This is a genomic window from Mannheimia glucosida (assembly GCF_046267875.1).
Classification (GTDB): Bacteria; Pseudomonadota; Gammaproteobacteria; order Enterobacterales; family Pasteurellaceae; genus Mannheimia; species Mannheimia glucosida.
Window position 1 is genome coordinate 1,001,696 of record NZ_CP176502.1, and the last position, 26,845, is coordinate 1,028,540.

The window sequence follows — 26,845 nt, forward strand, 5'->3', positions numbered from 1 at the left end:
TTTTCTATATCGTGCTGCCCGAGTGGCGGAATCGGTAGACGCAAGGGATTTAAAATCCCTCGCCTTTCGGGGCGTGCCAGTTCAAGTCTGGCCTCGGGCACCATTTAGAAGAATTAAATTTTAACAAAATAGATAGTTATCAAAGCCCGAGTGGCGGAATCGGTAGACGCAAGGGATTTAAAATCCCTCGCCTTTCGGGGCGTGCCAGTTCAAGTCTGGCCTCGGGCACCATTTTGATAATTAAGCAAATATGCGGGAATAGCTCAGTTGGTAGAGCACGACCTTGCCAAGGTCGGGGTCGCGAGTTCGAGCCTCGTTTCCCGCTCCAATCTAGAAATAAAATAGATAGCACCACGAGGTGCTTTTTTTGTACCTGAATTTCCCCTCATTCCAATTTTAATCTTGAGAAACGTAAATGATGAAAAAGATTACCATTTTAGGGCTTGGCTGGCTTGGTCTACCTTTAGCTGAAGCCTTACAAAATAAGGGCTGGCGTGTTGCAGGTACTAAGCGAACAATCACAGCGTTATCGATAGAATGCTATCCTCTAGATTTAAATGCGTTAGCGCTGACAAGCGAAATCGAACAATTACTTGTCGCTGATGCGTTAGTGATTGCCTTACCACCTAGCCAAATTAGCCCTGAAAATTACCTTTGCGGTATTCAAACATTAGTTTCGCTTGCAATAGACAAGGGCTTGAAACATCTGATTTTCACTAGCTCAACTTCAGTTTTGCCAATGGAATCGGGTGTTTTTGATGAAAAAGCAACGGTTGATTCTGCTAACCTATTGGTAAAAATGGAAAACTGGCTACTGAATCAGTCAATTCATTGCGATATTTTGCGTTTAGCCGGTTTGGTGGGGAAAAAGCGACACCCGGTTTTTTATTTGGCAGGGAAACAAAACCTAAGCGGAGCAGGGCAAACCGTCAATCTAGTGCATTTAGAGGACTGTATTGCAGCCATTTCGTTGCTATTGGAACAACCGAACGGACAGCGTATTTTTCATTTATGTGCCGAGCAGCACCCAAGCCGTAAAGATTATTATGGTGAAATGTCGAAACGTTTTGGGCTAGCGGATTTGCATTTTTCTAAAGAAAATCAACCGCTTGTAAGAGTGGTAAAGGCAGATAAAATTTGCCAAGAGCTTGGTTTTCGTTATCGCTATCCTGATCCTTATCAATTTAAATTGGATATTTAAGTTTAATCCATACAAGAAAAGGGGTTTATATGATAGTATATGCGAACTATTATCAACAACTTGTTAGGATTTTATGCTTGATGTTTTATTAGAACCTTTTGCCTACAACTATATGCAAAAAGCGATTTTTGTCAGTATGGGAGTAGGTTTGGTTTGTGCCTTTCTTTCCGCCTTTTTGATGTTAAAAGGCTGGTCTTTGATTGGTGATGCCCTATCGCACGCTGTGGTGCCGGGGGTTGCCATCGCTTATGCACTAAAATTACCCTACGCCGTTGGTGCGTTTTTTTCCGGCATTTTGGCGGCATTATCGATTCTTTGGGTAAAAAGCCTGACGAAAATTAAGGAAGATGCAGTTATCGGCTTTATTTTCACGACTTTTTTTGCTCTCGGCATGTTTATTGTTTCCCTCAATCCAACTTCGGTTGATGTGAATTCGATTGTAATGGGGAATATTTTAGGCATTGCTGATGATGATTTGTGGCAGGTGGTGCTGATTATTGCGATTTCGTTACTCGGTTTAATCCTATTTTGGAAGGATTTGCTACTCGTCTTTTTTGATGAACACCACGCATCGTCAGTCGGGCTTTCGCCATTACGCTATAAAGTGATTTTCTTTACCTTATTAAGTGCCTGTGTAGTAGTGGCTCTGCAAACGGTTGGGGCAATTTTGGTTATTGCGATGGTCGTCACGCCGGGAGCAACCGCTTATTTACTTACCGACCGCTTCCCTAGATTAGTGCTGATCGCAATGCTTATCGGCACGCTGACATCAGGGATTGGGGCATATTTAAGCTACTTTTTAGACGGAGCAACCGGGGCAGTAATTGTCTGCTTACAAACCCTGATTTTCTTATTCGCATTCTGCTTTGCCCCTAAATATGGCTTGATTACCCAAAAGCGGAAATTACACCGTGCGGAGGTTCAAAATGCTTAATTGGGTTTTAGAGCCGTTGCAATTTGAATTTATGCAAGTTGCGTTGATTACCGCAATTTTAGTTGCTGGTGTGAGTGCAGTTTTATCTTGCTATTTGGTGTTGAAAGGCTGGTCTTTAATGGGCGATGCGATTTCACATGCCGTTCTGCCCGGTGTAGTCATTTCCTCACTTGCAGGGTTGCCACTCTCAATAGGGGCGTTTTTTTCAGGTTTAGGTTGTGCCTTATCGGTGGGTTATTTAAAAGAAAATAGCCGATTGAAAGAAGACACGGTAATGGGGATTGTATTTTCAGGTATGTTTGCCTTTGGGATCTTACTGTTTACCGCCTTTAATACCGGGGAGCATTTAACCCATATTTTATTTGGCAATTTGTTAGGTGTAACCAAAAGCGATTTGATTCAGACTTTGGCGATCAGCCTCTTTACCTTTGTGGTAGTAGTGGCAAAACGTAAAGATTTCTTGCTCTATTGTTTTGATGTTAATCAAGCCAAAGTAGCAGGCTTACCGGTTAAATTATTGCATTATGGGTTACTCTCCTTGCTCGCCTTAACCATTATCAGTGCAATGCAAGTAGTAGGCGTGATTTTAGTAGTGGCAATGCTGATTACCCCGGGGATCACTGCTTACCTGCTGACTAAGCGGTTTGATAGTATGTTACTGATTGCCTTAGGCGTTGCGATATTTTCATCGGTATTCGGCACGTTGCTTAGCTACCATATTGATGCCGCAACAGGACCAACGATTATTCTCGTGCAAGCGGTCATTTTTTTCCTCAGTTTTGCATATTCTAAGGTTCAGTGATACAAAAATAGGGAGGCATTTGCCTCCCTATTTGTTCGTGATTTGTTGCTGAAACACTACTTTTGATAATGCAATAAACCGCCGAACACCCGTTCTAAATTTTGATTATTAAAGGTTTCTTCCGTTTTACCTTTTGCCAGTAGCATGCGATTGACCATCAAAACCTGATCGCAAAAGCTCGGTACGCTGGCAAGGTTGTGGGTTGAAACTAAAATCAAATGCCCTTCGTTTTTAAGCTGTTTAAGTAGCTCAACAATCGCATTTTCGGTTTTAACATCAACACCGGTGAAAGGCTCATCAAGTAAGATGATTTTACTTTCTTGAGCTAAGGCACGAGCTAAAAATACCCGTTTTTTTTGCCCGCCGGAAAGTTCGCCGATTTGCCTGTCTTTGAGATGTAAAACATCAAGTCGTTGCATTGCTTGCTCTACTTTGAGCTTATCGGTTTGGCTTGGGCGGCGTAGAAAATTCATATAGCCGTATCGCCCCATCATCACCACATCGTAAACCGAAACCGGAAATTGCCAGTCCACTTCTTCACTTTGTGGCACATAAGAAACCAAATTTTGTTTCAGAGCTTTAGCAATCGGGAGCTGACTCAGCTTAATAGAGCCGGTTAATGGCTTAACCAGCCCCATTAAACTTTTAAACAGAGTGGATTTTCCCCCTCCATTTACGCCGATTAATGCACAAATTGTGCCGTTTTCCAGATGAAACGAGACATCTTGCAAAGCGATATGCCCGTTATTATAACGAACCGATAAATTTTCGACGGAAATGGAGGCTGAAACAGTTGTCATTGCTAAATCTTATTATTTTTTGCTGCGTTCAAACCCTTCGACAATAGTGCCGATGGTCACTTTAAGCAAATCTAAATAGGTTGGAACCGGACCATCTTTCTCTGAAAGAGAATCCACATAAATTACGCCACCGTATAATGCACCGGTTTCTTTCGCCACTTGTTTTGCCGGTTTGTCGGAAACGGTACTTTCACTAAAGACAACAGGGATTTTATTGGCTTTTACACCATCAATCACTTTTTTCACTTGTTTTGGCGAACCTTGCTCTTCCGCATTGATTGCCCATAAATAAAGTTCTTTTAAGTTGTAGTCTTTCGCTAAATAGCTAAATGCCCCTTCGCTGGTCACTAACCAACGTTGTTGTTCAGGAATAAAGGCTAAACGTTGGCGTAACGGCTCGGCAATGCCTTTTACTTTTTCAGCATAGGCTTTTGCATTGGCATTATAGGTGTCTGCGTTTTGTGGGTCATATTTTACTAAAGCCGCACGAATATTTTCAATGTAAATTAATGCGTTGTCGGTGGACATCCAAGCGTGCGGATTTGGTAGATTTTTATACTCACCTTCGGTAATCGGCATTGGGGTGATGCCTTCGGTGACGACAACCGCTGGTTTGCCTTTTACATTTTCAAAGAAACGTTCAAACCAACGCTCAAGGTTCATACCGTTCCATAACACTAAGTCTGCCTTTTGAGCTTTTACAATGTCTTTTGGGGTGGGCTGGTAATCGTGAATTTCAGCTCCCGGTTTGGTAATGGATTCCACAGTGGCTTTATCACCGGCGACATTTTGTGCAATATCTTGAATTACGGTAAAAGTGGTAACCACTTTAAACGGTTCTGCCATTGCCATTGCTGCACTTAAACCAAAGGTTAATACCAATGCTTTTTTGATTGTTGATAGTTTCATTTTCAGCCTCCTTAATATTATTGAGAATGAGAATTATCGACAGCTATTCTATAGAACATTGGGAATGATGTAAATAGTCTTGTTTTTTATAAGGTTATTCTTGATAGGTTTACTCAGGCAATTCAGTTCTTTTGATTAAAAATTACTAGCCTAATCCCTCAAGAGCCAGTAAAATTGCACGCTTTAAAATCCAATCGCAAAATAAGGGCATTTGCTCCAACCTTTTGCCGTAATCCGTGTAATAACGAGGCTTTCAACTTTATGTCAGAACTGATTACCAATGCAGGCTGTGGGTCTGCTGAACAACCAAAAGAAAAAATCAATTTATTAAATCTTAATCGTCAAGAAATGCGGGAACTGTTTGCTGAAATGGGGGAGAAACCTTTCCGTGCCGATCAGCTAATGAAATGGATCTACCATTTTGGCGAAGAAAATTTCGATAATATGAGCAATATCAATAAAGTATTGCGTGAAAAATTAAAGCGTATTGCCGAAATTAAAGCCCCTGAAGTGGCGGTAGAACAACGTTCTGCAGACGGCACGATTAAATGGGCAATGCAAGTGGGCGATCAGCAAATCGAGACGGTATATATTCCTGAAGATGACCGTGCAACCCTGTGTGTTTCTTCACAAGTAGGCTGTGCCTTGGCTTGTACCTTCTGCTCAACGGCTCAACAAGGCTTTAACCGTAACTTAAGCGTGGCGGAAATTATCGGGCAAGTGTGGCGTGCTTCTAAAATTATCGGCAATTTTGGCGTGACCGGTGTTCGCCCGATTACCAATGTAGTAATGATGGGAATGGGTGAACCGTTGCTGAATATGAATAACGTGATTCCGGCAATGGAAATTATGTTAGATGATTTTGCTTACGGCTTATCTAAACGTCGTGTCACGCTTTCCACTTCGGGTGTGGTGCCGGCATTAGACAAAATGCGTGAGCAAATTGATGTGGCGTTGGCAATTTCACTTCACGCTCCGAACGATGAACTGCGTGATGAATTGGTGCCGATCAATAAAAAATACAACATCAAAATGTTGATGGATTCGGTGAATAAATACCTTGAAGTTTCTAACGCCAACCACGGCAAGGTCACGATTGAATATGTGATGTTGGATCACGTCAATGACAGTACCGACCACGCTCACCAACTTGCAGAAGTGTTGAAAAATACACCGTGTAAAATTAACTTGATTCCGTGGAACCCATTCCCGGAAGCTCCTTATGGTAAAAGTTCCAACTCTCGGGTGGATCGTTTCCAAAAAACCTTGATGGAGTATGGTTTCACAGTAACAGTGCGTAAAACGCGAGGCGATGATATTGATGCCGCTTGCGGACAGCTTGCCGGCGATGTGATAGACCGCACCAAACGTACCCTTGAAAAACGTAAATTTGGGCAGGGTATTGCGGTTAAAACCCATTAATCTGAGTAGTATAAAGGCAGAGGTTTCTGCCTTTTCTTTTTTACCGCAAATGTGGAACATATTGAAATGAGCCACCTAATGCGTTCAAATAACGAACTACTGTTGCGTATTTAGGTGAAATAACGCCTCTCTCTAATCGGCTGATATTTTTCACGTTAATGCCCGAAAGTTCGGCAACTTGTGCCTGTGTGAGATTCTTCTCTAAACGAGCTTGTTTGAGTATCTGTGCCAATTCTCTTTACACCCTAAATTCATCAAATTCCTGTTTAAATTGAGGGTTTCTCATTGCTTGTCGTAAGACATCATCAAAAGGGACGACTTCTAAATCAAGATCTTTTGCCATTTTCTAATTCCTGCTTTAATTTCTTCATACGTTCAAGAGCAAGCCTCAAGGTTCTGTTTCGGTATTTTCTGACTCTTCTTTTGAAAGATATGCTCAATGTAAGCTTGCTTTCCTGCCATAAAGAAAAAGAAACTACGGGAAATCCCTTCTCTTGATTTCGCTCTTAATTCTTTAAGACCGTTTTGAAGCGATTTTACTTCAGGTTCGGTAAGCTGATTACCATAGGTTTTCAGCTCGGCTATTACATCGGCTGTTGCAGCTTGTAGTGAAACAGGTAATGCTGAAAATTCTTTTTGAGCGTGTTTAGTCAGAAATACGTTAAATGCTGCTACAGGCTGATTGTCAGGAGTTGTCATTGTGCGACCTTGTAATCATAAGTGGTTAGTTTATGCAAGTTTTTTTTGATGTCAAGTATATTGGGACAAAGTGAAATACCACGCAACACCCCATTATTATTTTTGCGATCTGCGTCGAAAAATGAAAACGAAAAATTTTTCTTCTTCGCAAAAAATCGCTAGTCTTAGCGAGGATGGAACAGTAAAATTAAGCCCTTTGTTGTAGGAGAACGCTATGTTTGCAAAATTTTTTCCAAAAATGACCGCTTGTATGCTGATTTTTTTATTAGCGGCTTGTTCTTCTCTTCCCCTCTCTTCCTCTGAAGTTGAATTTAACCGCTCGGAAGCAGTAAAAGCCCGTATTAATTTGGCTTTAGCTTATTTGGAGCAAAATGATTTTCCGAAAGCTAAGCAGAATATTGATAAAGCCTTGGCTCACGATGAAAAAGATTATCTCTCTTATTCTGTACTTGCCTATTATTACCAACAAACAGGCGATGCTGAAAATGCCGAAAAAGCCTACCAAACGGCACTGAAATTGAGTCAAAACCGCCCTGATGTGCTGAATAATTATGGCACTTTTTTATGTAAACAGGGTCAATTTCAACAGGCTTATCAGCAATTTGAGCAGGCTGTCAAAAGCAAAGCACCTTATTATCATCAAGCGGATAGCTTAGAAAATATGGTGTTATGTGCGAAAAAAGAGCCTAATTTGCAGAAAATTGCCGAAACATTGACCGAGCTTGAGAAATTGGATAAACCTCGAGCAAATTTATTGAAGGAAACCCAATGACTGACTTAAATCTAAAAATCAGCCAAATTATTGCCAGCGAACTCAACGTTGGCTCACACCAAATTCTTGCAGCCATCACGCTATTAGATGAGGGCAATACCATTCCATTTATCGCCCGTTACCGTAAAGAAGTGACCGGCGGGCTAGACGACACCCAACTTCGCCATTTTGAAACCCGCTTAATTTATTTGCGTGAAATGGACGAACGCCGCCAAACCATTTTGAAGTCCATTGAAGAACAAGGCAAATTAACCGATGAATTAAAAGCCAAAATCCTCAGCAGCGAAAGCAAGACCGAGCTGGAAGATCTCTATTTGCCGTATAAGCCTAAACGTCGTACCAGAGGGCAAATTGCGATTGAAGCAGGGTTAGAGCCATTGGCGGACAGTTTATGGAATGATCCGAAACAAGATCCTGAAACCTTAGCCTCAAACTTTATCGATGCCGAAAAAGGCGTTGCGGATACCAAAGCGGCATTAGACGGGGCAAGATATATTTTAATGGAGCGTTTTAGCGAAGATGCCGAACTACTTGCAAAACTTCGCCAATATTTGACCGCTTACGCCACGTTGGAATCGAAAGTGATTGACGGCAAAGAGGAAGAGGGTGAGAAATTCCGTGATTATTTTGCTCATAGCGAGCCGTTTAACAGCGTGCCTTCCCACCGTGCTTTGGCGATGTTCCGTGGGCGAAATGAAGGAGTGCTATCGCTTGCATTAAATGCCGATCCGACTGCGGAAGAAGGGACAAAATCCAGCCATTGTGAAGAAATTATTCGTGAGCATTTGGGCGTGATTTTCAATCATCAGCCGGCGGATAAATGGCGTGAGCAAGTGATTGCTTGGACTTGGAAAATCAAAGCCGCTCTGCATTTAGAAACTGAATTAATGGCAACTTTGCGTGAAAAAGCCGAAGAAGAGGCGATTGATGTGTTTGCCCGCAATCTCTCGGCATTATTAATGGCAGCCCCTGCCGGTGCGAGAAATACAATGGGGCTAGACCCGGGCTTGCGTACCGGCGTGAAAGTGGCGGTGGTGGATAACACCGGTAAATTGCTGGATACCGCCACAATTTACCCTCACACCGGGCGAGAGGCGGAGGCGCAGCTTGCGATTTTCAGCTTAATTAAAAAGCACAATGTGGAGCTGATTGCGATTGGTAACGGTACGGCTTCTCGTGAAACCGAACGTTTTGCCAAAACGGTCATTAAAGAAATCAAAGAGAATAAACCACAAACGGTGGTGGTGAGTGAGGCTGGGGCATCGGTCTATTCTGCCTCTGAATTCGCTGCTAACGAGTTCCCAAATTTAGACGTTTCATTGCGTGGAGCGGTTTCGATTGCCAGACGTTTGCAAGATCCACTTGCCGAGTTAGTGAAAATCGAACCAAAAGCGATTGGTGTTGGGCAGTATCAACACGATGTAAACCAATCTCAACTGGCTCGCAAATTAGATGCGGTGGTAGAAGATTGTGTAAACGCAGTGGGTGTGGATCTGAATACTGCCTCTGCTCCGTTGCTGGCTCGGGTGGCGGGAATGACCAAAACATTGGCACAAAATATCGTGGCATTCCGTGACGAAAACGGACGTTTTGCCAGCCGTTCAGAGCTGAAAAAAGTGCCTCGTTTAGGGCCGAAAGCCTTTGAACAGTGTGCCGGTTTTATGCGAATTATCGGCGGAAAAAATGCCCTTGATGCCTCAAGCGTTCACCCGGAAGCTTACCCGGTGGTAGAAAAAATCTTACAGGCAACCACCTCAACACTTGCAGAATTAATGGGTAACAGCAGCAAAATTCACTCGCTCAACGCCAAAGATTTTGTGGACGAGCAGTTTGGTTTACCAACGGTGAACGATATTTTCAAAGAGCTGGAAAAACCGGGGCGTGACCCTCGTGGAGAGTTCAAAACCGCCGTGTTTATGGACGGCGTGGAAGAAATTACCGACCTCAAAGCCGGTATGATTTTGGAAGGCACAGTGACCAATGTGGCAAACTTTGGGGCTTTTGTCGATATTGGCGTACACCAAGACGGCTTGGTGCATATTTCAATGCTCTCAAACTCTTTTGTTGAAGATCCGCACACGGTAGTGAAAGCCGGAGATGTGGTGAAAGTGAAAGTGCTAGAAGTCGATGCTGCTCGTAAGCGTATCGCACTAACAATGCGTTTAGACGATAAACCAACCGACAAAAAAGAGCCAACAAGCGGTCGAAATTCAGCAGAAATTCGCAAAAATACGCAGAAAAATGACCGCTTGCAACGTGATAACCGCAACACATTTGGCAACAACGCTTTTGCCGATGCGTTAAAAGGGTGGAAGAAGTAAGGAAAAACAGAGAAAAGAAAGGGCGAAATATTTTCGCCCTTATTACTAACTTTTATCTATTAATCCGCTTACTTAAGATAACGTACAAAGCCCTCTAAACTTTCACTTTCAGGGGCTAATGCAATTTGCTCGCCTTCTGCCGGTGAGCCAAGCATAATCAAAGCAATGATTTTATCCGATTCTTGGCAACCAAAAGCAGAGCGAAGGGCAGTGCCGTTAATCCATTTATTAGTGATCCAAACTGTATCAAAGCCTTGTGCATTTGCCGCTAACTGAATGGCGTAGGTGGCACAGCCTGCGGTAATCATCTGCTCCCAACTTGGTACTTTGGCGATACTGTCGTCTAATTTTGCCACTACGCCGATAATCATTGGAGCTTGATTAGCTAATTTTTCCGCTTTTTTTAAGCGTTCCTCGCCCATCTCAAATTCTTCTACCGCAGCTTTTAAACATTCACCAAACTGCGACATACCGCTTTTTTCAATCACCACAAAGCGATAAGGCTTTAACCGCCCATGATCCGGCACTCGGAGGCCTGCTTTTAGAATTTGTTCAAGCTGTTCTGCATTCGGGGCTTTATCGCCAAATTTTTTATTTGAACGACGACGGTGTAATAAATCCAAGATTTGCATAAGCGTTCCTTTGTTAATTTTTTGCGTTCAAGAATAGCATATTTTCTTCATTTGGTGATTGCTTTATACTGTGCCGACTGATTTTATTTTAGGAATTTCTGATGTTAACGATTTTAAAAGCATTTTACCGAATCTTCCGCTGTATTAGAGAGTGTGTAATTAATCTCTTTTTTATTCTGTTTATTTTGCTGTTAGTACCGGTAGTGGCGTTTATCAGCTCTTCTAGCAGTACGCAAAAGCCGGTGTTTACTCAAGGGGCATTACGTTTAAATGTAGATGGTTATTTAGCGGATAATCGTGAAGAATTTACCGATTTCTACCGCTTGGTGCAATCGGAATTAGGTAGTTCCGAGCCGTTTAAAATTTCGACTTTTGATGTGGTACAAGCCATTAGCCACGCCAAAGATGACCCTAAAATTACCGGCTTGGTGTTAGATCTGCAAAAGCTACAAAGTGCCGATTTTAGCTCGTTGGATTTCATTGGTAATGAAATCAACAACTTCAAGCAATCGGGCAAACCGGTGATTGCGGTGGCTGAAGAATACTCGCAAAAACAATATTATCTTGCCTCCTTTGCCGATGAAATTTACCTCAACAAAGTTGGTGCGGTAGATTTAAAAGGCTTGGATTATTCCAACACCTATTTCAAAACCTTGCTCGATAAAATTGAGGCTGAACCGCATATTTTCCGTGTCGGTACTTATAAATCTGCGGTTGAGCCGTTTATGCGTGATGATATGTCTGAAGAGGCGAAACAAAATGCCCGAGGCTGGTTAAACGGCACTTGGCAACAAACGGTGGCAACACTGGCTAAAAACCGCAACATTGAACCGCAAGCGCTGGATTTATCGCCTGCCAATTACATTGAAAAATATAAGCAAGCCAAAGGCGATGATGCTCAATTTGCATTAAACCAAAAATGGGTTAGCCAATTAGTTTCTAGTCAGGAAAGCCGAGATAAACTGATTGCTCAGTTTGGTAAAAACAGCGAAGGTAACTATAACCAGATTGAATTTTTGGATTATATGACTGAACTGAACGACCGCTTTGCAGAAGTAAATGCCCCGAAAATTGCGGTGGTGAATGTGGAAGGGGCGATCGCAGGTGGTGAAAGTGATGAAATGAATGTGGGCAGTGAAACGTTGGTGAAATTACTGCAACAAGCCCGAGATGATAAAAATGTAGAGGGCTTAATTCTACGTATTAACAGCCCCGGTGGTAGTGCAGTGGCGTCTGAACTGATTCGCCAAGAAGTAGAAGCCTTTCAACAAGCCGGCAAACCGGTGGTTGCATCAATGGGTGGAATGGCGGCATCGGGCGGTTATTGGATTGCGGCTACCAGCGATAAAATTATTGCCAGCCCGAATACGCTTACCGGCTCTATCGGTATTTTCGGTTTAGCAGTCACTTTTGAAAAAACCGCTAAAAATCTCGGTGTGAGCGAAGACGGCATTGCGACTTCTGCCCTAGCACAGCAAGCCGGCTTAAAAAGCCTACCGCAAGAGCAGGCAGAAGTGTTGCAAATTGGGATTGAAAACGGCTACGACCGCTTTTTAGATCTGGTTTCTCGTGGTAGAAAAATGCCCAAAGAGGCGGTGGATAAAGTGGCTCAAGGGCAAGTATGGCTGGGAGCTGATGCCTTAAAACACGGATTGGTTGATGAGTTGGGTAATTTTAATGTGGCATATAATGCGTTATCTGAATTGATCAACCAAAAACGTGAAGCCAAAAACCAAGCTAAAGTCGAACAGTTCGGCTTACAATGGTTTGCAGAGCAAGATGACAGCTTATTTAGCACGCTTGCCCGTGATTTCAAAGCCCAATTACAATTTAGCGTGGCAAATTGGCTTGATTTACCGCTGTTGAAGCAACCGCACCAACAGCTAGAGACTCTTTCACGTTTTAACGATCCGAAACAGATGTATCTTTACTGTTTAAATTGTGGGAAGATCGATTAATTATTGAATTTAAGGGCAGGTTTTCACCTGCCCTCTTAAATTACCATTGATAACGATAATTTACTAATACATTAAATGGTTGTTTCAGTTTATTACCTGAAGCAACTGATGCCTCTAAACCTAAACGGTGATTACCGTTCCCCGCACTCAAGCCAAGTGAACCTTGCACTCTGCCCTTATTTTCGGCAACTTCAAATTGATATTGGTTTACCTGCACTTTTGCACTATTGGCTTTTTCCGCAATGCCGCTCACTTCCATATAAGGTTGAAGATTCCAACCATTATTCAAGGCAAAGCCTTTTGCTACTCTTACGCCAGCACGGGCAACCAAAAGATTTAACCGTTCCTCATCGGCTTTACCGTTAATGGTGTGGTAGGCAAGTTGAGCTTGTGGTGTCACTACCCAGTCATTGCTTAATGCAAAGCGTTTACCGATTTCACTGGATATGCCAAATGCATTATATTTACGTTTTTCGCTATTTGATTCAGCAGTTAGGTGTTCATATTTAGCGATATTATCTAAATACCAACCTTGCTCATTGGCAAAAGTCGCATAAAAACCGACCGCTTGTGAACGCAATTTGCCTTTACCATATTCGCCGTTAAAGTCCACATCAGCACGGCTCGTGCCTACGAAACCGCCTAAACGTAAGGTATCACTGACCGCCTTATCCGCCCCGATTTGTAAGCTGTGGCTATCCATTTCAAAACCGGAAGAACGGCTGTCTGTCGCCACATTTTGAGACTTAGCTTCAGTGCGGCCATTTTGGTTTTTCACCCAAACATTGCTTGCGTTCTCGGTTTTCAATTCTCCCAAACGTTGGTGAATGCCTTGCAAATTTTGCGTGAGTAACAAGCCCTGAGCTTGGCGGAGCGACACCAAGGCATTCGAGGTTTCACTCAATTCCGCCAATGCCGGAGTGGTGGTTGGTACGCTCGGTGGGGTTGGAACAGGCCGCGGAGCTGGGGTTGTAGGTGGCACCGTTGGTGGTGTCACTGGCTTAGCCGTTTCTGTCGGTGGAGGAGTTGGCTTAGTAGGCTCTACCGATGGTACTACAGGAGTTACTGGTTTAACTGGCTCTGTTGGAGGTGCTACCGGTTGGGTTGGCTCAGTTATGTCAGGTTTATCTTTTGGAGTTACCTTATTAGAAAGTACCCAGTCTGTTCCTTCTTTATTTAAGTGATAACGGTAAGCTCCAGCATCCACAAAATCTTTATCTTTTAATGAAAATGCTGCAACGCCATCAGTGGTTTTTACTAACGTTACTTTTCCACCTTCAGCTTCAGGTTCATTACCACTATCTTTAACCGTAATAGTATGTTTGCCATCAGATTTACCTTTGACAATAACACTATTTCCTTTTTCAGAAGCAAGATCGGTATTTAATCCAAAATGGAGATTTCCGCTTAAATTACCATTGATCACTAAATTAGAAAAATTCTGAGATTTCTTAATATTAATTTCTGAATTATTCCCTGATAAATCTTTAATATCTCGTGTAAAATCTGAAGAATATGTCCAATTAGAATCATTTAATTCAACAGACATTTTTGCATCATCAATATAACCACTTAATTTCGAATTTTTAGAGGTTAATCGATGGTTACCTGGATTATATTGACTTTCAGATCTTAATACTGTTGTTTCTATAGTACTATTTTCTAATTGAATATCTAGATTGGTTGTAGCTCTAGAATCTATCGGAATAAATCCACGTTCTGCTTTCAAAGTACTACCTTTAATAAGAATTTTATTATTACTATCTGATTCTGATCTATCATCTCCAAAAAGAAAAGCTTTTGGCTTATTAGCCTCTATTTTTGTATTAGTAATAGAAAGTGTAGAGTTACCAACAATAAATATTCCATCGCCATTTTTATTTGTTATAGTACTATCCTTAATATCCATTGTCGTATTTGTCAAAAGAATATTACCATTAACAAATAAACGAGATTCCCCAGCTAATTCTTTAGTAGTAGCAAGTGTAGAATTAGTAATTTTGAATGTTGAATCTGTGGCATTAATAATTGTATCTGACTCAGCAAGATTAATTGAAGAATCTTTGATAATAGTATTAGATTTTATTGCTGATATCATGCCACCTCTATTTTTCTTACCTGTATTAGACAGTTTTGAAGAAGATACATTTAAGGTTGAATTATTTAAATAAATAAGGCGGCTATCATTATGAGAAGATAAGGTAGAATTGATAATATTAATAGTAGAATTGTTTAAGCTATTTAGTTGTGCTGTATTAGAGTAAAAAGTACTTATATTCTCAGGAGTAGAAGATTTTAACTCACTATTATTTATATTAACCGTTGCATCATTCTCTGCGTAGACTATTTTTGCATTGCCTCCTGAATTATGCGTAAGTTTAGTATGATTTAATGTTAATGTTGATTTATCAACATCTAACAGATTATTAGTTTTCCCTTCAGAATCAGGAGAAAGAGATAATGTACTATTATTAAATACTACAGAAGAATTGTCTAAAACGGAAAATAAATCCATATTAGAACTGAATCTCCAATAGCGTTTGGATTTTTTACTCCCATCACCTGACACTGTAGCATTATTAAATACCGCATTAGTAGCCTTGAGCTCTATTTCAGGATCTTGTGTGCTTGCACCAGATAAATCATAAGTACAAGTATTACTTTGGATCGTTTGATCTTTAGTCGTAAAGCCTTCAGTAATAATCATATTGTCACAGTTTGCAGCCTGTGCTGTACTTGCAGCCATACCAACAGATATTAACACGAGAGTGATGGGGGATAATTTAAAACTCTTCATAAACTTTCCTTATTGTTTAAAACAAGCGGTTCAATTTTAGCAAATTTTCACTCCAATTGAACCGCTTATCTTTCTATTTTGTGAGCTTTCTCACAAAAATGGTGCCGAGAAAAATCACTAACATCACCGGAATGGTTAAACCGAGTGGTAAATGCACTTGGTGGTAAGAGAGAAGGTGGTATAGCACGAAGCCGACAAGCCATAATCCGGCGGCAATCCAATCGAGGTTAGGCTGTGCTTGGTGGCGTTTTAACACAAAGAAATCCGCAATTTGCACAGCGATCATCGGGGCGAATACCGAGCCTATCAGTAGTAGGAAATTTTCATATTGAGTAACGGGTAAACTGATTGCCAAGAGTGTGCCGATGATTGCCACTAAAATAGCGGTAGGGGTTTCTTTAAATTTTACCGTGATATTGCTGGCACTGACACCGGCGGAATGGGCATCAAGAAACGTGGTAGTAACCGTCGAAAGAATCATCACAATAATGCCGATAAGGCTCATTCCTGTCATTAGTAACATAGGGGCAATTTCGGTTTGCCCGGTAAATAGCACCATACCTAGCCCTAACGCATACATCCACGCACTGGTGATCAAATAGCCTACAGTTGCCGAAAGGGTTGCGGCAAAAGGCTTTTTCGCTTTAGAGGTGTAGTCTGATACCAGAGGTAGCCACGAAAGAGGCATAATAGTGGCTAATTCTACCGCAGTGCTAAACGGTATATCACCCGAAACAGGGAAGTTTTCCTGCCCATTCAACACTTTAATGCTTAGCCATAAGGTGAGTAAAAACATAGCCACTAAGGTGAATAACTTGAATTTTCCAACCTGATTAGAGCCGGTAAAAAGCCATAGCACAATCATCAATCCAAGCACGATTGCCCAAAGTGAGAACGCCGAATATTCCCATAAGGCAAGGCTTAGGGCATTGCTGATTTCCGCTCCGGTGTAAATCATAATAGCCGTCCACCCCACAAGCTGTAGCACATTGGCAACGGAGAAAAACACCGAGCCTTTGCCAAAGGAAATCTGCACCGTTTGCATCGCATTTTTGCCGGTTTTCGCCCCAATTAAGCCGGCAGCAAAAAACAATACGCCGCCTAATAAATGCCCTAACAATATCGCCAGTAAGCCTTGTTGCCAGCCGAGTGGGGCAATCCAAGTACCGACCACGATTGCACTGGCACTAATGCCGGCACCCGCCCAAATCAAACCACTGTTTAACGTGCTAAGTGTTCTATTCATCACAGCCTCCATTTGCAAAATTTACCAAGTTTTTGACCGCTTGTTGCCAATCTTTTGCTTGGGTAATGGCACTTACCACGGCAGCACTGCCAACACCGGCTTGCATCACCTGTTTGATATTATCTTGTTGGATACCGCCAATCGCTACGGTTGGAATCTTAAGCGGTGCAACCAGTTCGACATATTTAGCTAAATTGGTTAAGCCTTGTGGTTGAGACGGCATTGCTTTGGTTTGGGTAGGGAATACGTGACCAAAAGCAATATAAGAGGGTTTAACTGCCAACGCCCGCATTATTTCAAAGTAGCCGTGGGTTGAAACACCGAGCCTTAGCCCGGCTTGTTGAATTGCGTTTAAATCGGCAGTGGCTAAATCTTCTTGCCCTAAATGCACGCCGTAAGCCTGATACTTCACGGCTAACTGCCAGTAATCATTTACAAACAAACGCACATTGTGCTGTTTCGCCAGTTCCACCGAATGGGCAATTTCTTGCTCAATCTCTGCAAGCGGTCGATTTTTAATTCTAATTTGCAAGGTTTTCACCCCTACAAGAATTAAGCGTTCAAGCCATTTAACTCTATCGACAACAGGGTAAAGCCCAAGTTGATATTCCGTTGGAGCAAAAGGCTCTTTCGGCAATTTAAGAGAGGCAGAAATCAGCTCGGTTTGTGGGAAGAAAGCGATATCATCGGGGTAGCCGGTGTGGCAAAGTGAACTTAAAGCAGTTTGCCCTCTGCCTTGTTTTTCCGATAAGCCTTTTTGCAAATAAGCGGTGGCAACAGTGACGGCATCAGCTAAATCAAAGCCGGTTGCCAACATCGCTCCAACCGCTGAAGCATAGGTGCAACCTGTGCCGTGGGTATTCACACTTTGCAGTCGGGCGTGACTAAAGGCATAAATTTCATTTGCAGTCAGAAGATAATCTCTTACCGTTTCCCCTTGCCATTCAAAATGTCCACCTTTGGCTAACACGGCTTTGATTCCCTGTGCAAACAGTTTGTGGCTAGCGGTTTTCACATCATCAAAGGTCTGGATTGCTGTTTCGCTTAATAAAGCGAGTTCAGTGCCGTTTGGAGTGATTAAATCCACCAGCGGATACAATTTTTGTTGCACTATCGGCAATAAAATACTGTCGGATAACGCCTGCCCACTGCTTGCCACTGCCACAGGGTCGTAAACCACATAACAATAATGCGAGCTTTCTGCACGGATTTTTTGGATATATTCACACAAGATCTCTACTTGTGCTTGCGAGCAGAGTAAGCCGATTTTGATTGCGTTCGGGTAGCCTTGAACCAGCAAAGCTTCAAACTGTTGGCGGAAGGTGTGATCATCAACAGGCGTTACACACAGCACACCGTGCGGATGTTGAGCCGTTACAGAAGTAACTACCGAACAACCCACTAGGTTAAAATCGTGAAAGGTATGTAAATCGGTTTGCAGACCGGCACCGGCACAGGAATCTGAGCCGGCAACCGTCCAAATGACGTTAGGTTGGTATGGAGAGCTTGAATAATTAGACATCGCAAAATCCTCATAATATGCTTAGGGTTTTGCTTGCCAGAGATGTGGTAATGATCCCAAAATCTGAATTTGGGTAAAACTTGTTCCCTACGCAGGTACTAACCTACAGGTTCCACGGATCTCGCTGTTGCGATCTCAGCCTTACGGCACTCCGACAAGCGTTTTTAGTATAGCTTACAAGCGGTTATTTTTTATAAAAAAATGCAAAATATCCGTTGTGAAGTCTATTAGAGGGAAATTTGCATTCCCTCATCTTGGGGCAAGGTGGTAACTTGCCCCGTCGTTAAGTGAGTGGTTTTTTATATCTCCTCTAATTCCAAATCTTTGGTTTCGTGGACTTGCCACAATGCCCAGAAGCTCAATAATGAGGCAACCGATAAATAGCCGCCTACACCGAATAAGCCGAAATTTTCATTGATTTTGACCGCAATAATAGTGAACACGCTAGCTCCTAAAATACCGGCAGCGGTGTAGGCGAGTGATGCTCCTGTGTAACGTACTTCTGTTGGGAAGAGTTCGGGCAGAATTACCGCCATCGGGCCGAAGCTTAAGCCGATTAAGATCATTCCAATGGTGAGGAAAATAAAGATCGAAGTCGGTGTGCCGTTTTCGAGGAAAAACGGCATTGTTAAGCCGTAAACTACGGTTGCTCCTGTGGCAATTAACAGCAGTAAACGCCGCCCGATTTTGTCGGAATACAAGCCGGAGAAGAAAATCGCAATGCCGAAAATCACGGAGGTAATCAGCAAATATTGGGTGTAGAGATTTGCCGGTAAACCTAAGCCTGTAGCGTGTCCTGCTTGAGAAACTGCCACCGGGCTTTTGACGAAAATTGGGGTAAAGGCAACTAAAATGTAGAACAGCACATAACCTGCGGTGGCAATAAATACGCCGATCATAAATGGTTTGAAATGCTTGCTAAAGAGCGTTTTAAGCGGTGTGTGGCGGTTTTTGCCTTGCTGTTCTGCTTTGAGGAAAATCGGGCTCTCGCTGATTTTAATGCGGATATATAAGCCGATAAAAATCATCACAATAGAAGCTACAAATGGAATTCGCCACGCCCAATCCAAGAAGGCTTGTTCTCCGTAAATTAAATTTACCAAGTAGAACGCTCCGTTTGCCAACAGCAAGCCGATTGGGGCGCCCATTTGCGGAAAAATACCAAAAAATGCCCGCTTGTGTTTCGGGGCGTGTTCGGTGGCAACGAGAGCAGCTCCGCCCCATTCGCCGCCTAAGCCTAAACCTTGTCCGATTCTACAGAGGCAGAGTAACACGGTTGCCCAAATGCCAATGGCGGCATAATTAGGCAAAAGCCCGATTGCTACGGTAGATAAGCCCATTAATAAGAGCGAGGCAATCAGGGTTTGTTTGCGTCCGTATTTATCGCCGAAATGCCCGAATAAAATCGACCCCATCGGGCGGGTGAAAAAGGCAAGGGCAAGCACGGAAAGCGACATTAATTGGTTGGAAACCGGATCATCGCTATTAAAAAACTGCACGTTAAACACCAGCACTGCTGCCATCGTGTAGATGTAGTTATCAAAATATTCAATCGCCGTGCCGACCATTGAGGCAACCGCCACTTTAGTTGGGTTTGAGTGAGCTTTAGACATATTCAACCCTCGCATATTGCTCAACGGTTTCAGGCGTTAATGCTCCAAGTGTATCCAGCAGATTGACGGCAAATTGCCCGTATTGAGTTGGTTTGAGTGCTTGAGCAGCTACTTCGCCTGCAATGGCATAAGCGGTGCAAGCCTCAATAAGTGCGTTGAAATAGTGTTCTTTGTCGGCAACGGCTAAGAATGCACCGCATACCGCACTTAATAAACAGCCTGAAGCCGTAATTTGTGGGAACATCGGGCTGCCGTTGTGCAATAAAACCGTGCGTGAGCCGGAGCTTACTACATCGGTTTCGCCACTGATTGCGACTAAAGTTTGGTAACGCTTGGCAACCTGTTGGGCGATTTCAACCACATTATGCGAGCCTTCGCCGGCATCAACGCCTTTGGCCTGCCATTCTACATCGGCGAGGGTAGCTAGTTCCCCCGCATTTCCACGAATGGCGGTGAAGTGAATTTGTTTGAGTAAGGTTTCAACGGTTTGACGGCGGAAAGGTGTTGCTCCAACGCCGACAGGGTCAAGAATGACCGGAATGCCTAAACGGTTGGCGGTTTTGCCGGCAAGTACCATTGCTTCCACTTCTTTGCCGATAAGCGTGCCGATATTAATCACCACGGCGTTACTGAGTGCCGGCACGGACTCCATCTCCTCAATAGCGGCTGCCATAATAGGCGAAGCCCCAAGTGCCAATAAACCGTTGGCGGAAAAATTAGCGGCAACAATGTTGGTAATGTTGTGAACAAGCGGTCGATTTTGTCGAATTTTTTGCAAATAATGCGAGCGATAGGGGAGTGATGTGGTCATCGTTTATTCCTTAATGATTGAAAAACAACGCACCAACACCAACGGGGAATAGATGGGTTTACGCCTTTAGTTTCCTACGTCAGTGCTAACTGCATCAGGTTCAACGGGTATTTCTCAGCTTGTAAAAACAAGCACCCCGACTAAATGAGGCTTTAATATAATCACTAAAAAAGCGGTTGTAAAGGGCTACAACCGCGGTTTTCAGCTAAGCCGCTTCTCGGTGATAGAAACGCAAGCTATGCTCTTTTTGGCGGGCGGAACTAAAGGCGGAGACTCGTTTTAGATAGCCGATTACCCGAGTGCCGTAATCAATATTATCGGAGCCGCATTTGCTACAACTGTGCAAAGTGCGTTTGTCGATGTGGCTACATTCGTTGCAAATCGTGATTTTGACGTTAATACAAAAATAATTGCAGCCGGTTTTAGCGGCGGTATCCAGCAAGGAGCGATAGCCAGCTTGGGTTAAGGCTTCGTCTAAATTCAAGTGTAGAGCGGAGCCTCCGTCCAGCCATTCAATCAGCTCTCTGCCGTGCAGTAAGAATTTATCCAAAGCATTAATTTCTTCATCTTCTACCACATAGAAATAGGAATTGTAGCAATCTCGTGGTACGAAATAGCCGTCCTCTTTGTCCCATTTGGCGTTTTTGACCCCTAAATTTTCAGCAGGCACAAATTCGGTGTTGAATTTCACGCCATATTGTTGGCTGGCGGCTTGATTTGCCTCGAAGATGGTTTTTAGGCGAGACTGCACAAAATCAATATATTCAGGGTTATAGCCTACTTTCAAACCTTGCGATTCTGCCGCTTCCGCCATTCCGTTAATGCCAATAGTCAGGAATTGTTTATTCAGTGAAATAAAACCGGCATCATAAACCGGCAACATACCGCTAGCTAAATATTCCTCCATTAATTTGCGGTAAGCGTATTGATATTTATGGATCTTGCTGACCTCTTCGCTTAAATCACGGTTATCTTGCACTAAACGGTTCATATTAATAGTAATTACATTGATTGAACCTGTCGCAACACCTCCTGCCCCTAATGAATAGGAGAAGCTGTGATCGCTGATTTCATTTCTTAAGCGGCAGCAAGAAGCAAGGGAGTCCGGATTATCTGATTGGTAAATGAAGAATGAATTGCCTTGAGATAGCTCTTTTGCCATTTGATTGGCAAACTCGTCATCTTTACATTTGCCCTTTTCGGTAAGCATTGCCGCGGTCACAACAGGGAAAGTGAGAATTGCTTTGCTTCGCTCTTTATTGAACCATTGCATAAAGAAAAGTTGTAATTTTGAAGTGGTTTCCCAATTTGGTTTCTCAAAATCAGGGAAAACAAAACGGTTAAACATCGCTTCAAAATAGAATTTGTCATATACCGAAATATTCCAAAATACGCTTTGATAACCACGAGCGGCTGCAGGTTGGTTGATGCTATACACAACCTGTTGCAGGTGGTTTTCAATGTCTGAACGATGGGTTTGTAAGTAATTATCGCCGTAATCTTTGCGGGCAAAATAGTCAAAATAGGTCAGAAATTCAACCGTAGCGACTGCACCGGCAAACTGAGAACTGACCGCAAAGACAAAATTGATAAAAGAACCGCAGAATGAGGCTAAATGTTTCGGAGCTTTGGATTCGCCGCCGAGTTTAGTCAAACCATCACGCAAGAAAGGGTACATAGTGACTGAAACGCAGTAGGGTTTTAGGCTGGTTTCATCGTGTACGTAAATTTCGTGTGCTTCAATTTGACGTAAATATTCACAAGCGGTCTCTTTTCCAAAAAGTTTTGCAATTTTTTCACTCACTTTTGCTCGATTGATTTGCACAAAAAAGTCTTTCATTAATTCATTTTCCATTGTCGCTATATTTTTTTGCGTGACGTTAGCGTTAGCATCCATTTTTGAACCGTCTGCGGCATTTTTAGCTTGGATATATTGATTAATGAAGTGTAGTTTTCCGTCTAATTGTGTCGGTTGTAAGCGAATCATATTGAAGCTCCTCGAATAAAAAGATGGTTAAGATTTTGGTTATTGCGTAAATCAGTAAAGCGTTGATTAGTGGTTAAACTTTCCAGCCCGCCTCGTTCGGCAATCCAACGCCCGGTTTTTAAGTAGGTTAGCTCGTGTAATAAAGTATCGGCGATTTCGTGCTGCTCCAAACCACTATAAAGACAGGTGTTTAGCCCCTGTTTTTTTGCCAGTTGCAACAGCGGCAGTAATTTTTCTGCTTCCCATTCTCCGCCCATAAACAATACGCAGCTAATTAAGCCTTGGTAGCGTTTTAGGCGTTCAGAGAGATATTCACTGCTAAGCTCTTTCCCAAGACAGGCTTTCCAACTATCCGCACTATGGCAACCTTTACAGCCAAGTGGGCAGCCTGTAATCAGAAAAGCAAGTGAGGTTTCATTCGGCACTTCTTGCCAAACAATTTGTTCCGAGCTGAATCTGAGATTTTCCATTACTAATTCATTAACACAATATGTTGTGTTTTTTAACATTATTTAACACTATATGTAGTATGTTAGATCTATTGAATGGGAAAATAAAGAGCAATAAGTGAAAAAAAAGAGTTGAAATTTGAAGAAATGAATAAAATCAAAAGGATAGCGAATGATAAATTTTAAGCATAAAAAAGCCGTGTATTTTTTTACACGGCGAATGAAAAGCTTGATTAATTGATTTCAATGATATCAAACAGTTTTTCTAATTGATGGCTTAAAAGTGAGAGTGGGCGTTTGCTTGCTAATGTAAAATTTAGGTTAAAGGTGCTGCCTGTTGATTCTACATTTAAGCATTTCACCTCAAAACCACGGTGACGTATAACCCGTAAAATACGCTCTAAGGTTTCAGGGCGTTTGTTAGCTTTTAGCGTTAATTGATATTCTTCCATCTTATTCTCCTATACCTCATCGTCTAACATATCGGCATTACACGCCCCCGGCGGCACCAGTGGCCAAACGTTATCTTCCTGTGGAATACAAACGTGAAGTAAGTAAGCCCCTTTGGCATTGAGCATTCTGTCTATTGCATCTGACACTTCGCTCGCTTTCTCAATTCGCTCACCGTCAATATCAAAGGCTTTCGCCAACAACACAAAATCAGGGTTATCATCTAAAATGGTTTGGCTGTGTCGCCCGTGGAAGAACAGCGATTGCCATTGGCGAACCATACCTAAACGTTGGTTATCCAGTAATAGAATTTTGACCGCTAAATCAGCTCTTTTAAGCGTGCCGAGTTCTTGAATATTCATCATAATCGAGCCATCACCGGTTATTAAAATAACCTGATCTTCCGCTCGAGCTTTGATTGCCCCAATCGCCGCAGGCAAGCCAAAACCCATAGAGCCAAAACCGGCAGAGGTGATATAGTTTTTCGGATCGTGATAAGTTAAATGTTGTGCCGACCACATTTGATGCTGCCCTACATCAGTAGTGACGATGCTGTTTTTGGCTTTACGCTGTGAAAGCGTATGTAATAATGTCACGGCATCAATATCGCCATCACCACTATTTTCTTGATATTGAAAGTCAAATTGCTGCTTTAAATTACGCACATCTTCACGCCATGCTTCAATATCTAATGGTTGAGCCAAGTAATCCACGGCTTCAATTAAATTCCCTTTTAAGGCAACTTGTGCTTGACGGAGCTTGTTGATTTCCGCATTGTCGATATCAATGTGAATCACTTTAGCGTGAGGGGCAAAAGTGTCTAATTTGCCGGTAACACGGTCATCAAAGCGGGCACCACAGGCAATGAGTAAATCACACTCTTGTACCGCGTAATTTGCTGCTTTTGTGCCGTGCATACCGATCATTCCCATATAGAGCGGATCGGTTGGATCGATAGTGCCTAACCCTTTTAAGGTAGAAACAGACGGAATATTTGCAATTTTTACAAAATTTCTGACCGCTTGTACACCATCAGCCATACCAACGCCACCGCCGACATAAAGTACCGGGCGTTTGGCGGTGGCTAATAATTGTTTGGCAACCACTAATTTGTTGGGATCTTGTGCATCGGCAGGTTCTTTAGGATAAACGATAGGTAGAGCCGAGGTTGGGGCTAGTTGCACATCACGTGGAATATCAACCAGCACCGGACCCGGTCTGCCACTTTGTGCAATTTGGAATGCAAGGGCTAAAATTTCAGGTAGCTCCTCAATATTCTGAACAATAAAACTGTGTTTAGTACAAGCGAGCGACAGACCTAATACATCAGCTTCTTGGAAGGCATCAGTGCCGATTAAATGGCTGGCAACTTGTCCGGTAATCGCAACTACAGGAATAGAATCCAGTGCGGCATCGCCTAAACCGGTGATTAAATTAGTTGCCCCAGGGCCGGAGGTCGCAATACAAACCCCTACTTTGCCTGTTGCACGGGCATAACCGATAGCCGCCATTGCAGCACCTTGTTCATTGCGACAAAGTAAATGATCTAAACCGGAATCATAAATTGCATCGTAGGTAGGCATAATCGCCCCGCCCGGATAGCCAAAAAGTGTCGTTACCCCGTGAGCTTTTAAACTCTCGGTGATAAATCTTGCTCCATTCATGGATGTTGTGTCCTTAATATTTTTATTATTTTAAAACCAGACAATATAGATAACATAAATTCCCTGTTTTTTAAACTTTATTTTCGGTAAAAATAAATAGGATTCCATCATTTATTTGGACAAATAAAAGTCGTTTTTATTTAGGTAGAGAAAGGAGTTACTACTTAAGAGGTATTTTGGCAAATTTTATTGATTTAATTCAATAAATCTTCATTTTGATATAGTCGGCTTGGTTTAAATTTCATATTCTCGCAACTGAATATCAGGGATTATCTTATTAATTTTAATAGGAAAAATTCTTATTTTTATCTAATTATTTTTACCTGAGTGGGAGAGCCAAAATGAAATTTTTAATAAAAAGCCTAGCTGTGGCAACAATTTCAATATTGGGGTGTTTACAAACTGCTTTAGCTGAAGAGGCGAAAACTGAATCATTAACAGATAAAGCAGTTAAGCATGAAAAATTAGGCGTGAAAATTGAGTCTGCAAACCACCTATTTGCAGAAAAATATCCGCTACAATACGATTCTTGGAAGTCAACTGCCCAATCCACAGATCGAGGAAGTGCGTTAGAGGCTGACCCTCGTTATGTTATTTTGTGGGCAGGCTATGCTTTTGCGAAAGATTATAATAAACCACGAGGTCACTTTTATGCAGTTACCGATGTGCGTGATATTTTGCGTACCGGCGCGCCTAAAGATGAAAATGATGGTCCACAACCTATGGCTTGTTGGACATGTAAAGGCCCTGATGTTCCACGCTTAATTGAGGAGAAAGGTGAGCGAGGATATTTTGATCCTAAATGGGCGAAATATGGTGCTGAAATTGTAAACTCAATAGGTTGTGCAGACTGCCATGACACGACATCAGAAGAGTTTAAACAAGGTAAACCTGCATTACGTGTTGCACGTCCTCACGTACTACGTGCATTAAATACGGTTGGTTGGAAGTTTGAGGATTTAGATAAACATGGCAAACGTCCGGCTGTGTGTGCTAACTGCCATGTGGAGTACTATTTCAAAAATAAAACAGATGTAACTTTCCCTTGGGATAAAGGTGTAGATGTTGATAGCATTGAAAAATACTACGATGAAATCAATTTTACAGACTGGACTCATGCTTTATCGAAAGCTCCGATGCTAAAAACGCAGCACCCAGATTTTGAAGTTTGGTCACAAGGTACACATGGGAAAAATGGTGTAACCTGTATTGATTGCCATATGCCAAAAGTGAAAGACAAAGACGGCAAAGTTTATACTGACCACAAAATCGGTAATCCGTTTGACCAATTTGAAGCGACTTGTAAAACTTGTCATGAACAAAGCAAAGAAACATTGGAAAAACGTGTAAAAGAGTATAAACACGAAGTAAAAGAGGCAATGATTCGCTTAGAAGATCAATTAGTGAAAGCTCACTTTGAAGCGAAAGCTGCTTGGGAAGCTGGAGCAACTCAAGAAGAGATGAAAGAGATCTTAATGGCAATTCGTCACGCTCAATGGCGTTGGGATTACTCTGCGGCAGGTCACGGTAACCACTTCCACGCACCTGATGTAATGTTACGTACCATCGCAACAGGTATCGACCGTGCAGCAGATGCCCGTGCTAAATTAGGTGTAGTGTTAGCAAAACACGGTGTAACAACGCCGGTCGCAATTCCGGACATCTCAACTAAAGAAAAAGCTCAACTTGCAATTGGTTTAGATATTCCTAAAGAGCAAGCTGCGAAAGATGAGTTCTTAAAAACGGTTGTTCCTCAATGGGAAAAAGAAGCTCGTGCTAAAGGTTTATTACCCGCAGAAGAAGCAGACAAACCGGTAGTAGCACCAAAAGCAGAAGCAAAATAATGTAGCTTGAGG

22 protein-coding genes, 3 tRNA genes and 2 riboswitches are annotated in these 26,845 nt (G+C 42.4%); of the genes, 11 read left to right on the forward strand and 14 right to left on the reverse strand.

What is annotated here, in order from left to right:
• Positions 1–16 precede the first annotated feature (16 nt).
• The 6 genes from ACJ7Z2_RS04975 to ACJ7Z2_RS05000 all read left to right on the forward strand — a co-directional run bounded on the left by ACJ7Z2_RS04975 (position 17) and on the right by ACJ7Z2_RS05000 (position 2,937).
• Positions 17–103, forward strand: a tRNA-Leu gene (locus ACJ7Z2_RS04975).
• Positions 104–144: 41 nt separating this feature from the next.
• Positions 145–231, forward strand: a tRNA-Leu gene (locus ACJ7Z2_RS04980).
• A gap of 21 nt (positions 232–252) precedes the next feature.
• A tRNA-Gly gene (locus ACJ7Z2_RS04985) sits at positions 253–328 on the forward strand.
• 87 nt (positions 329–415) lie between these two features.
• Positions 416–1,201: a GDP-L-fucose synthase gene (locus ACJ7Z2_RS04990; protein WP_409500975.1), complete on the forward strand. Its 786-nt coding sequence runs from the start codon at positions 416–418 to the stop codon at positions 1,199–1,201.
• A 73-nt stretch (positions 1,202–1,274) separates the two neighbouring features.
• Complete coding sequence (locus tag ACJ7Z2_RS04995; RefSeq protein WP_409500976.1) at positions 1,275–2,135, forward strand: metal ABC transporter permease; 861 nt, start codon at positions 1,275–1,277, stop codon at positions 2,133–2,135.
• Positions 2,128–2,937 carry a metal ABC transporter permease gene (locus ACJ7Z2_RS05000; RefSeq protein WP_409500977.1) on the forward strand — a complete coding sequence of 270 codons (810 nt, stop codon included), beginning with the start codon at positions 2,128–2,130 and terminating at the stop codon, positions 2,935–2,937. The genes ACJ7Z2_RS04995 and ACJ7Z2_RS05000 overlap by 8 nt, the downstream gene beginning before the upstream one ends.
• A 56-nt stretch (positions 2,938–2,993) precedes the next feature.
• Here the strand turns inward: ACJ7Z2_RS05000 and ACJ7Z2_RS05005 are convergent, their stop codons facing one another.
• Together ACJ7Z2_RS05005 and ACJ7Z2_RS05010 are read right to left on the reverse strand one after the other, a co-directional pair.
• Positions 2,994–3,737, reverse strand: a complete 744-nt coding sequence (locus ACJ7Z2_RS05005) for a metal ABC transporter ATP-binding protein (RefSeq protein WP_409500978.1) — start codon at positions 3,735–3,737, stop codon at positions 2,994–2,996.
• Between the two features lie 12 nt (positions 3,738–3,749).
• Positions 3,750–4,646, reverse strand: coding sequence for a metal ABC transporter substrate-binding protein (locus ACJ7Z2_RS05010; RefSeq protein ID WP_006251769.1), 897 nt, complete (start codon positions 4,644–4,646; stop codon positions 3,750–3,752).
• A 261-nt stretch (positions 4,647–4,907) separates the two neighbouring features.
• On the opposite strand from ACJ7Z2_RS05010, the gene ACJ7Z2_RS05015 reads away from it, so the two are divergent.
• Entirely contained in the window at positions 4,908–6,068 is a 1,161-nt protein-coding gene (locus ACJ7Z2_RS05015; RefSeq protein WP_020831129.1) for a bifunctional tRNA (adenosine(37)-C2)-methyltransferase TrmG/ribosomal RNA large subunit methyltransferase RlmN, read from the forward strand.
• 40 nt (positions 6,069–6,108) lie between these two features.
• Here ACJ7Z2_RS05015 and ACJ7Z2_RS05020 read toward each other — a convergent pair whose 3' ends face one another.
• Both ACJ7Z2_RS05020 and ACJ7Z2_RS05025 read right to left on the reverse strand, forming a co-directional pair.
• A complete protein-coding gene (locus ACJ7Z2_RS05020) occupies positions 6,109–6,300 on the reverse strand; it encodes a helix-turn-helix domain-containing protein (protein ID WP_409500979.1) in 192 nt (63 codons plus the stop codon).
• A 143-nt stretch (positions 6,301–6,443) separates the two neighbouring features.
• Complete coding sequence (locus ACJ7Z2_RS05025) at positions 6,444–6,767, reverse strand: type II toxin-antitoxin system RelE/ParE family toxin (RefSeq protein WP_409500980.1); 324 nt, start codon at positions 6,765–6,767, stop codon at positions 6,444–6,446.
• Positions 6,768–6,981: 214 nt separating this feature from the next.
• Here ACJ7Z2_RS05025 and pilW point away from each other — a divergent pair, with 214 nt between their 5' ends.
• The gene (gene pilW, locus ACJ7Z2_RS05030; RefSeq protein WP_409500981.1) at positions 6,982–7,539 is read left to right on the forward strand and encodes a type IV pilus biogenesis/stability protein PilW; all 558 of its coding nucleotides are present in this window, start codon (positions 6,982–6,984) and stop codon (positions 7,537–7,539) included.
• Positions 7,536–9,860, forward strand: coding sequence for a Tex family protein (locus ACJ7Z2_RS05035; protein WP_409500982.1), 2,325 nt, complete (start codon positions 7,536–7,538; stop codon positions 9,858–9,860). The genes pilW and ACJ7Z2_RS05035 overlap by 4 nt, the downstream gene beginning before the upstream one ends.
• Before the next feature lie 68 nt (positions 9,861–9,928).
• On the opposite strand, the gene ACJ7Z2_RS05040 is transcribed toward ACJ7Z2_RS05035, so the two are convergent.
• Positions 9,929–10,492 (reverse strand): nitroreductase family protein, encoded by a 564-nt coding sequence (locus tag ACJ7Z2_RS05040; RefSeq protein WP_409500983.1) that lies wholly within the window; start codon positions 10,490–10,492, stop codon positions 9,929–9,931.
• Positions 10,493–10,593: 101 nt separating this feature from the next.
• Between ACJ7Z2_RS05040 and sppA the strand changes: the two genes are divergently transcribed.
• Positions 10,594–12,450: a signal peptide peptidase SppA gene (sppA, locus tag ACJ7Z2_RS05045; protein WP_409500984.1), complete on the forward strand. Its 1,857-nt coding sequence runs from the start codon at positions 10,594–10,596 to the stop codon at positions 12,448–12,450.
• A gap of 40 nt (positions 12,451–12,490) precedes the next feature.
• Here sppA and ACJ7Z2_RS05050 read toward each other — a convergent pair whose 3' ends face one another.
• From ACJ7Z2_RS05050 to ilvG, 9 genes are all read right to left on the reverse strand, one after another.
• Positions 12,491–15,247: an autotransporter outer membrane beta-barrel domain-containing protein gene (locus ACJ7Z2_RS05050; RefSeq protein ID WP_409500985.1), complete on the reverse strand. Its 2,757-nt coding sequence runs from the start codon at positions 15,245–15,247 to the stop codon at positions 12,491–12,493.
• A gap of 73 nt (positions 15,248–15,320) precedes the next feature.
• On the reverse strand, positions 15,321–16,493 hold the full coding sequence (gene cytX, locus ACJ7Z2_RS05055) for a putative hydroxymethylpyrimidine transporter CytX (protein WP_409500986.1): 1,173 nt from the start codon (positions 16,491–16,493) through the stop codon (positions 15,321–15,323).
• Complete coding sequence (gene thiE, locus ACJ7Z2_RS05060; RefSeq protein WP_409500987.1) at positions 16,486–18,015, reverse strand: thiamine phosphate synthase; 1,530 nt, start codon at positions 18,013–18,015, stop codon at positions 16,486–16,488. The genes cytX and thiE overlap by 8 nt, the downstream gene beginning before the upstream one ends.
• A gap of 67 nt (positions 18,016–18,082) precedes the next feature.
• Positions 18,083–18,179: riboswitch (TPP riboswitch) on the reverse strand.
• A 135-nt stretch (positions 18,180–18,314) separates the two neighbouring features.
• A complete protein-coding gene (locus tag ACJ7Z2_RS05065) occupies positions 18,315–19,628 on the reverse strand; it encodes an MFS transporter (protein ID WP_409500988.1) in 1,314 nt (437 codons plus the stop codon).
• Complete coding sequence (gene thiM, locus ACJ7Z2_RS05070; protein WP_409500989.1) at positions 19,621–20,439, reverse strand: hydroxyethylthiazole kinase; 819 nt, start codon at positions 20,437–20,439, stop codon at positions 19,621–19,623. Before thiM ends, ACJ7Z2_RS05065 begins: the two co-directional genes overlap by 8 nt.
• 54 nt (positions 20,440–20,493) lie before the next feature.
• A riboswitch (TPP riboswitch) is annotated at positions 20,494–20,588 on the reverse strand.
• 56 nt (positions 20,589–20,644) lie between these two features.
• The gene (gene nrdD, locus ACJ7Z2_RS05075) at positions 20,645–22,426 is read right to left on the reverse strand and encodes an anaerobic ribonucleoside-triphosphate reductase (protein ID WP_409500990.1); all 1,782 of its coding nucleotides are present in this window, start codon (positions 22,424–22,426) and stop codon (positions 20,645–20,647) included.
• Positions 22,423–22,896: an anaerobic ribonucleoside-triphosphate reductase activating protein gene (gene nrdG, locus ACJ7Z2_RS05080; protein ID WP_126302479.1), complete on the reverse strand. Its 474-nt coding sequence runs from the start codon at positions 22,894–22,896 to the stop codon at positions 22,423–22,425. The genes nrdD and nrdG overlap by 4 nt, the downstream gene beginning before the upstream one ends.
• Before the next feature lie 212 nt (positions 22,897–23,108).
• Entirely contained in the window at positions 23,109–23,327 is a 219-nt protein-coding gene (ilvM, locus tag ACJ7Z2_RS05085) for an acetolactate synthase 2 small subunit (protein WP_126302478.1), read from the reverse strand.
• 9 nt (positions 23,328–23,336) lie between these two features.
• Positions 23,337–24,989 carry an acetolactate synthase 2 catalytic subunit gene (gene ilvG, locus ACJ7Z2_RS05090; RefSeq protein ID WP_409500991.1) on the reverse strand — a complete coding sequence of 551 codons (1,653 nt, stop codon included), beginning with the start codon at positions 24,987–24,989 and terminating at the stop codon, positions 23,337–23,339.
• A 341-nt stretch (positions 24,990–25,330) separates the two neighbouring features.
• On the opposite strand from ilvG, the gene nrfA reads away from it, so the two are divergent.
• A complete protein-coding gene (gene nrfA, locus ACJ7Z2_RS05095) occupies positions 25,331–26,833 on the forward strand; it encodes an ammonia-forming nitrite reductase cytochrome c552 subunit (RefSeq protein WP_154703954.1) in 1,503 nt (500 codons plus the stop codon).
• The last annotated feature ends 12 nt before the right edge of the window (positions 26,834–26,845 follow it).

Excerpts from the sequence above, each read along its gene's own strand:
- ACJ7Z2_RS04990 (WP_409500975.1), top strand. The coding sequence starts at position 416 with ATGATGAAAAAGATTACCATTTTAGGGCTTGGCTGGCTTGGTCTACCT.
- ACJ7Z2_RS04995 (WP_409500976.1), top strand. The coding sequence starts at position 1,275 with ATGCTTGATGTTTTATTAGAACCTTTTGCCTACAACTATATGCAAAAA.
- ACJ7Z2_RS05000 (WP_409500977.1), top strand. The coding sequence starts at position 2,128 with ATGCTTAATTGGGTTTTAGAGCCGTTGCAATTTGAATTTATGCAAGTT.
- ACJ7Z2_RS05005 (WP_409500978.1), bottom strand. The coding sequence starts at position 3,737 with ATGACAACTGTTTCAGCCTCCATTTCCGTCGAAAATTTATCGGTTCGT.
- ACJ7Z2_RS05010 (WP_006251769.1), bottom strand. The coding sequence starts at position 4,646 with ATGAAACTATCAACAATCAAAAAAGCATTGGTATTAACCTTTGGTTTA.
- ACJ7Z2_RS05015 (WP_020831129.1), top strand. The coding sequence starts at position 4,908 with ATGTCAGAACTGATTACCAATGCAGGCTGTGGGTCTGCTGAACAACCA.
- ACJ7Z2_RS05025 (WP_409500980.1), bottom strand. The coding sequence starts at position 6,767 with ATGACAACTCCTGACAATCAGCCTGTAGCAGCATTTAACGTATTTCTG.
- pilW (WP_409500981.1), top strand. The coding sequence starts at position 6,982 with ATGTTTGCAAAATTTTTTCCAAAAATGACCGCTTGTATGCTGATTTTT.
- ACJ7Z2_RS05035 (WP_409500982.1), top strand. The coding sequence starts at position 7,536 with ATGACTGACTTAAATCTAAAAATCAGCCAAATTATTGCCAGCGAACTC.
- ACJ7Z2_RS05040 (WP_409500983.1), bottom strand. The coding sequence starts at position 10,492 with ATGCAAATCTTGGATTTATTACACCGTCGTCGTTCAAATAAAAAATTT.
- sppA (WP_409500984.1), top strand. The coding sequence starts at position 10,594 with ATGTTAACGATTTTAAAAGCATTTTACCGAATCTTCCGCTGTATTAGA.
- ACJ7Z2_RS05050 (WP_409500985.1), bottom strand. The coding sequence starts at position 15,247 with ATGAAGAGTTTTAAATTATCCCCCATCACTCTCGTGTTAATATCTGTT.
- cytX (WP_409500986.1), bottom strand. The coding sequence starts at position 16,493 with ATGAATAGAACACTTAGCACGTTAAACAGTGGTTTGATTTGGGCGGGT.
- thiE (WP_409500987.1), bottom strand. The coding sequence starts at position 18,015 with ATGTCTAATTATTCAAGCTCTCCATACCAACCTAACGTCATTTGGACG.
- ACJ7Z2_RS05065 (WP_409500988.1), bottom strand. The coding sequence starts at position 19,628 with ATGTCTAAAGCTCACTCAAACCCAACTAAAGTGGCGGTTGCCTCAATG.
- thiM (WP_409500989.1), bottom strand. The coding sequence starts at position 20,439 with ATGACCACATCACTCCCCTATCGCTCGCATTATTTGCAAAAAATTCGA.
- nrdD (WP_409500990.1), bottom strand. The coding sequence starts at position 22,426 with ATGATTCGCTTACAACCGACACAATTAGACGGAAAACTACACTTCATT.
- nrdG (WP_126302479.1), bottom strand. The coding sequence starts at position 22,896 with ATGGAAAATCTCAGATTCAGCTCGGAACAAATTGTTTGGCAAGAAGTG.
- ilvM (WP_126302478.1), bottom strand. The coding sequence starts at position 23,327 with ATGGAAGAATATCAATTAACGCTAAAAGCTAACAAACGCCCTGAAACC.
- ilvG (WP_409500991.1), bottom strand. The coding sequence starts at position 24,989 with ATGAATGGAGCAAGATTTATCACCGAGAGTTTAAAAGCTCACGGGGTA.
- nrfA (WP_154703954.1), top strand. The coding sequence starts at position 25,331 with ATGAAATTTTTAATAAAAAGCCTAGCTGTGGCAACAATTTCAATATTG.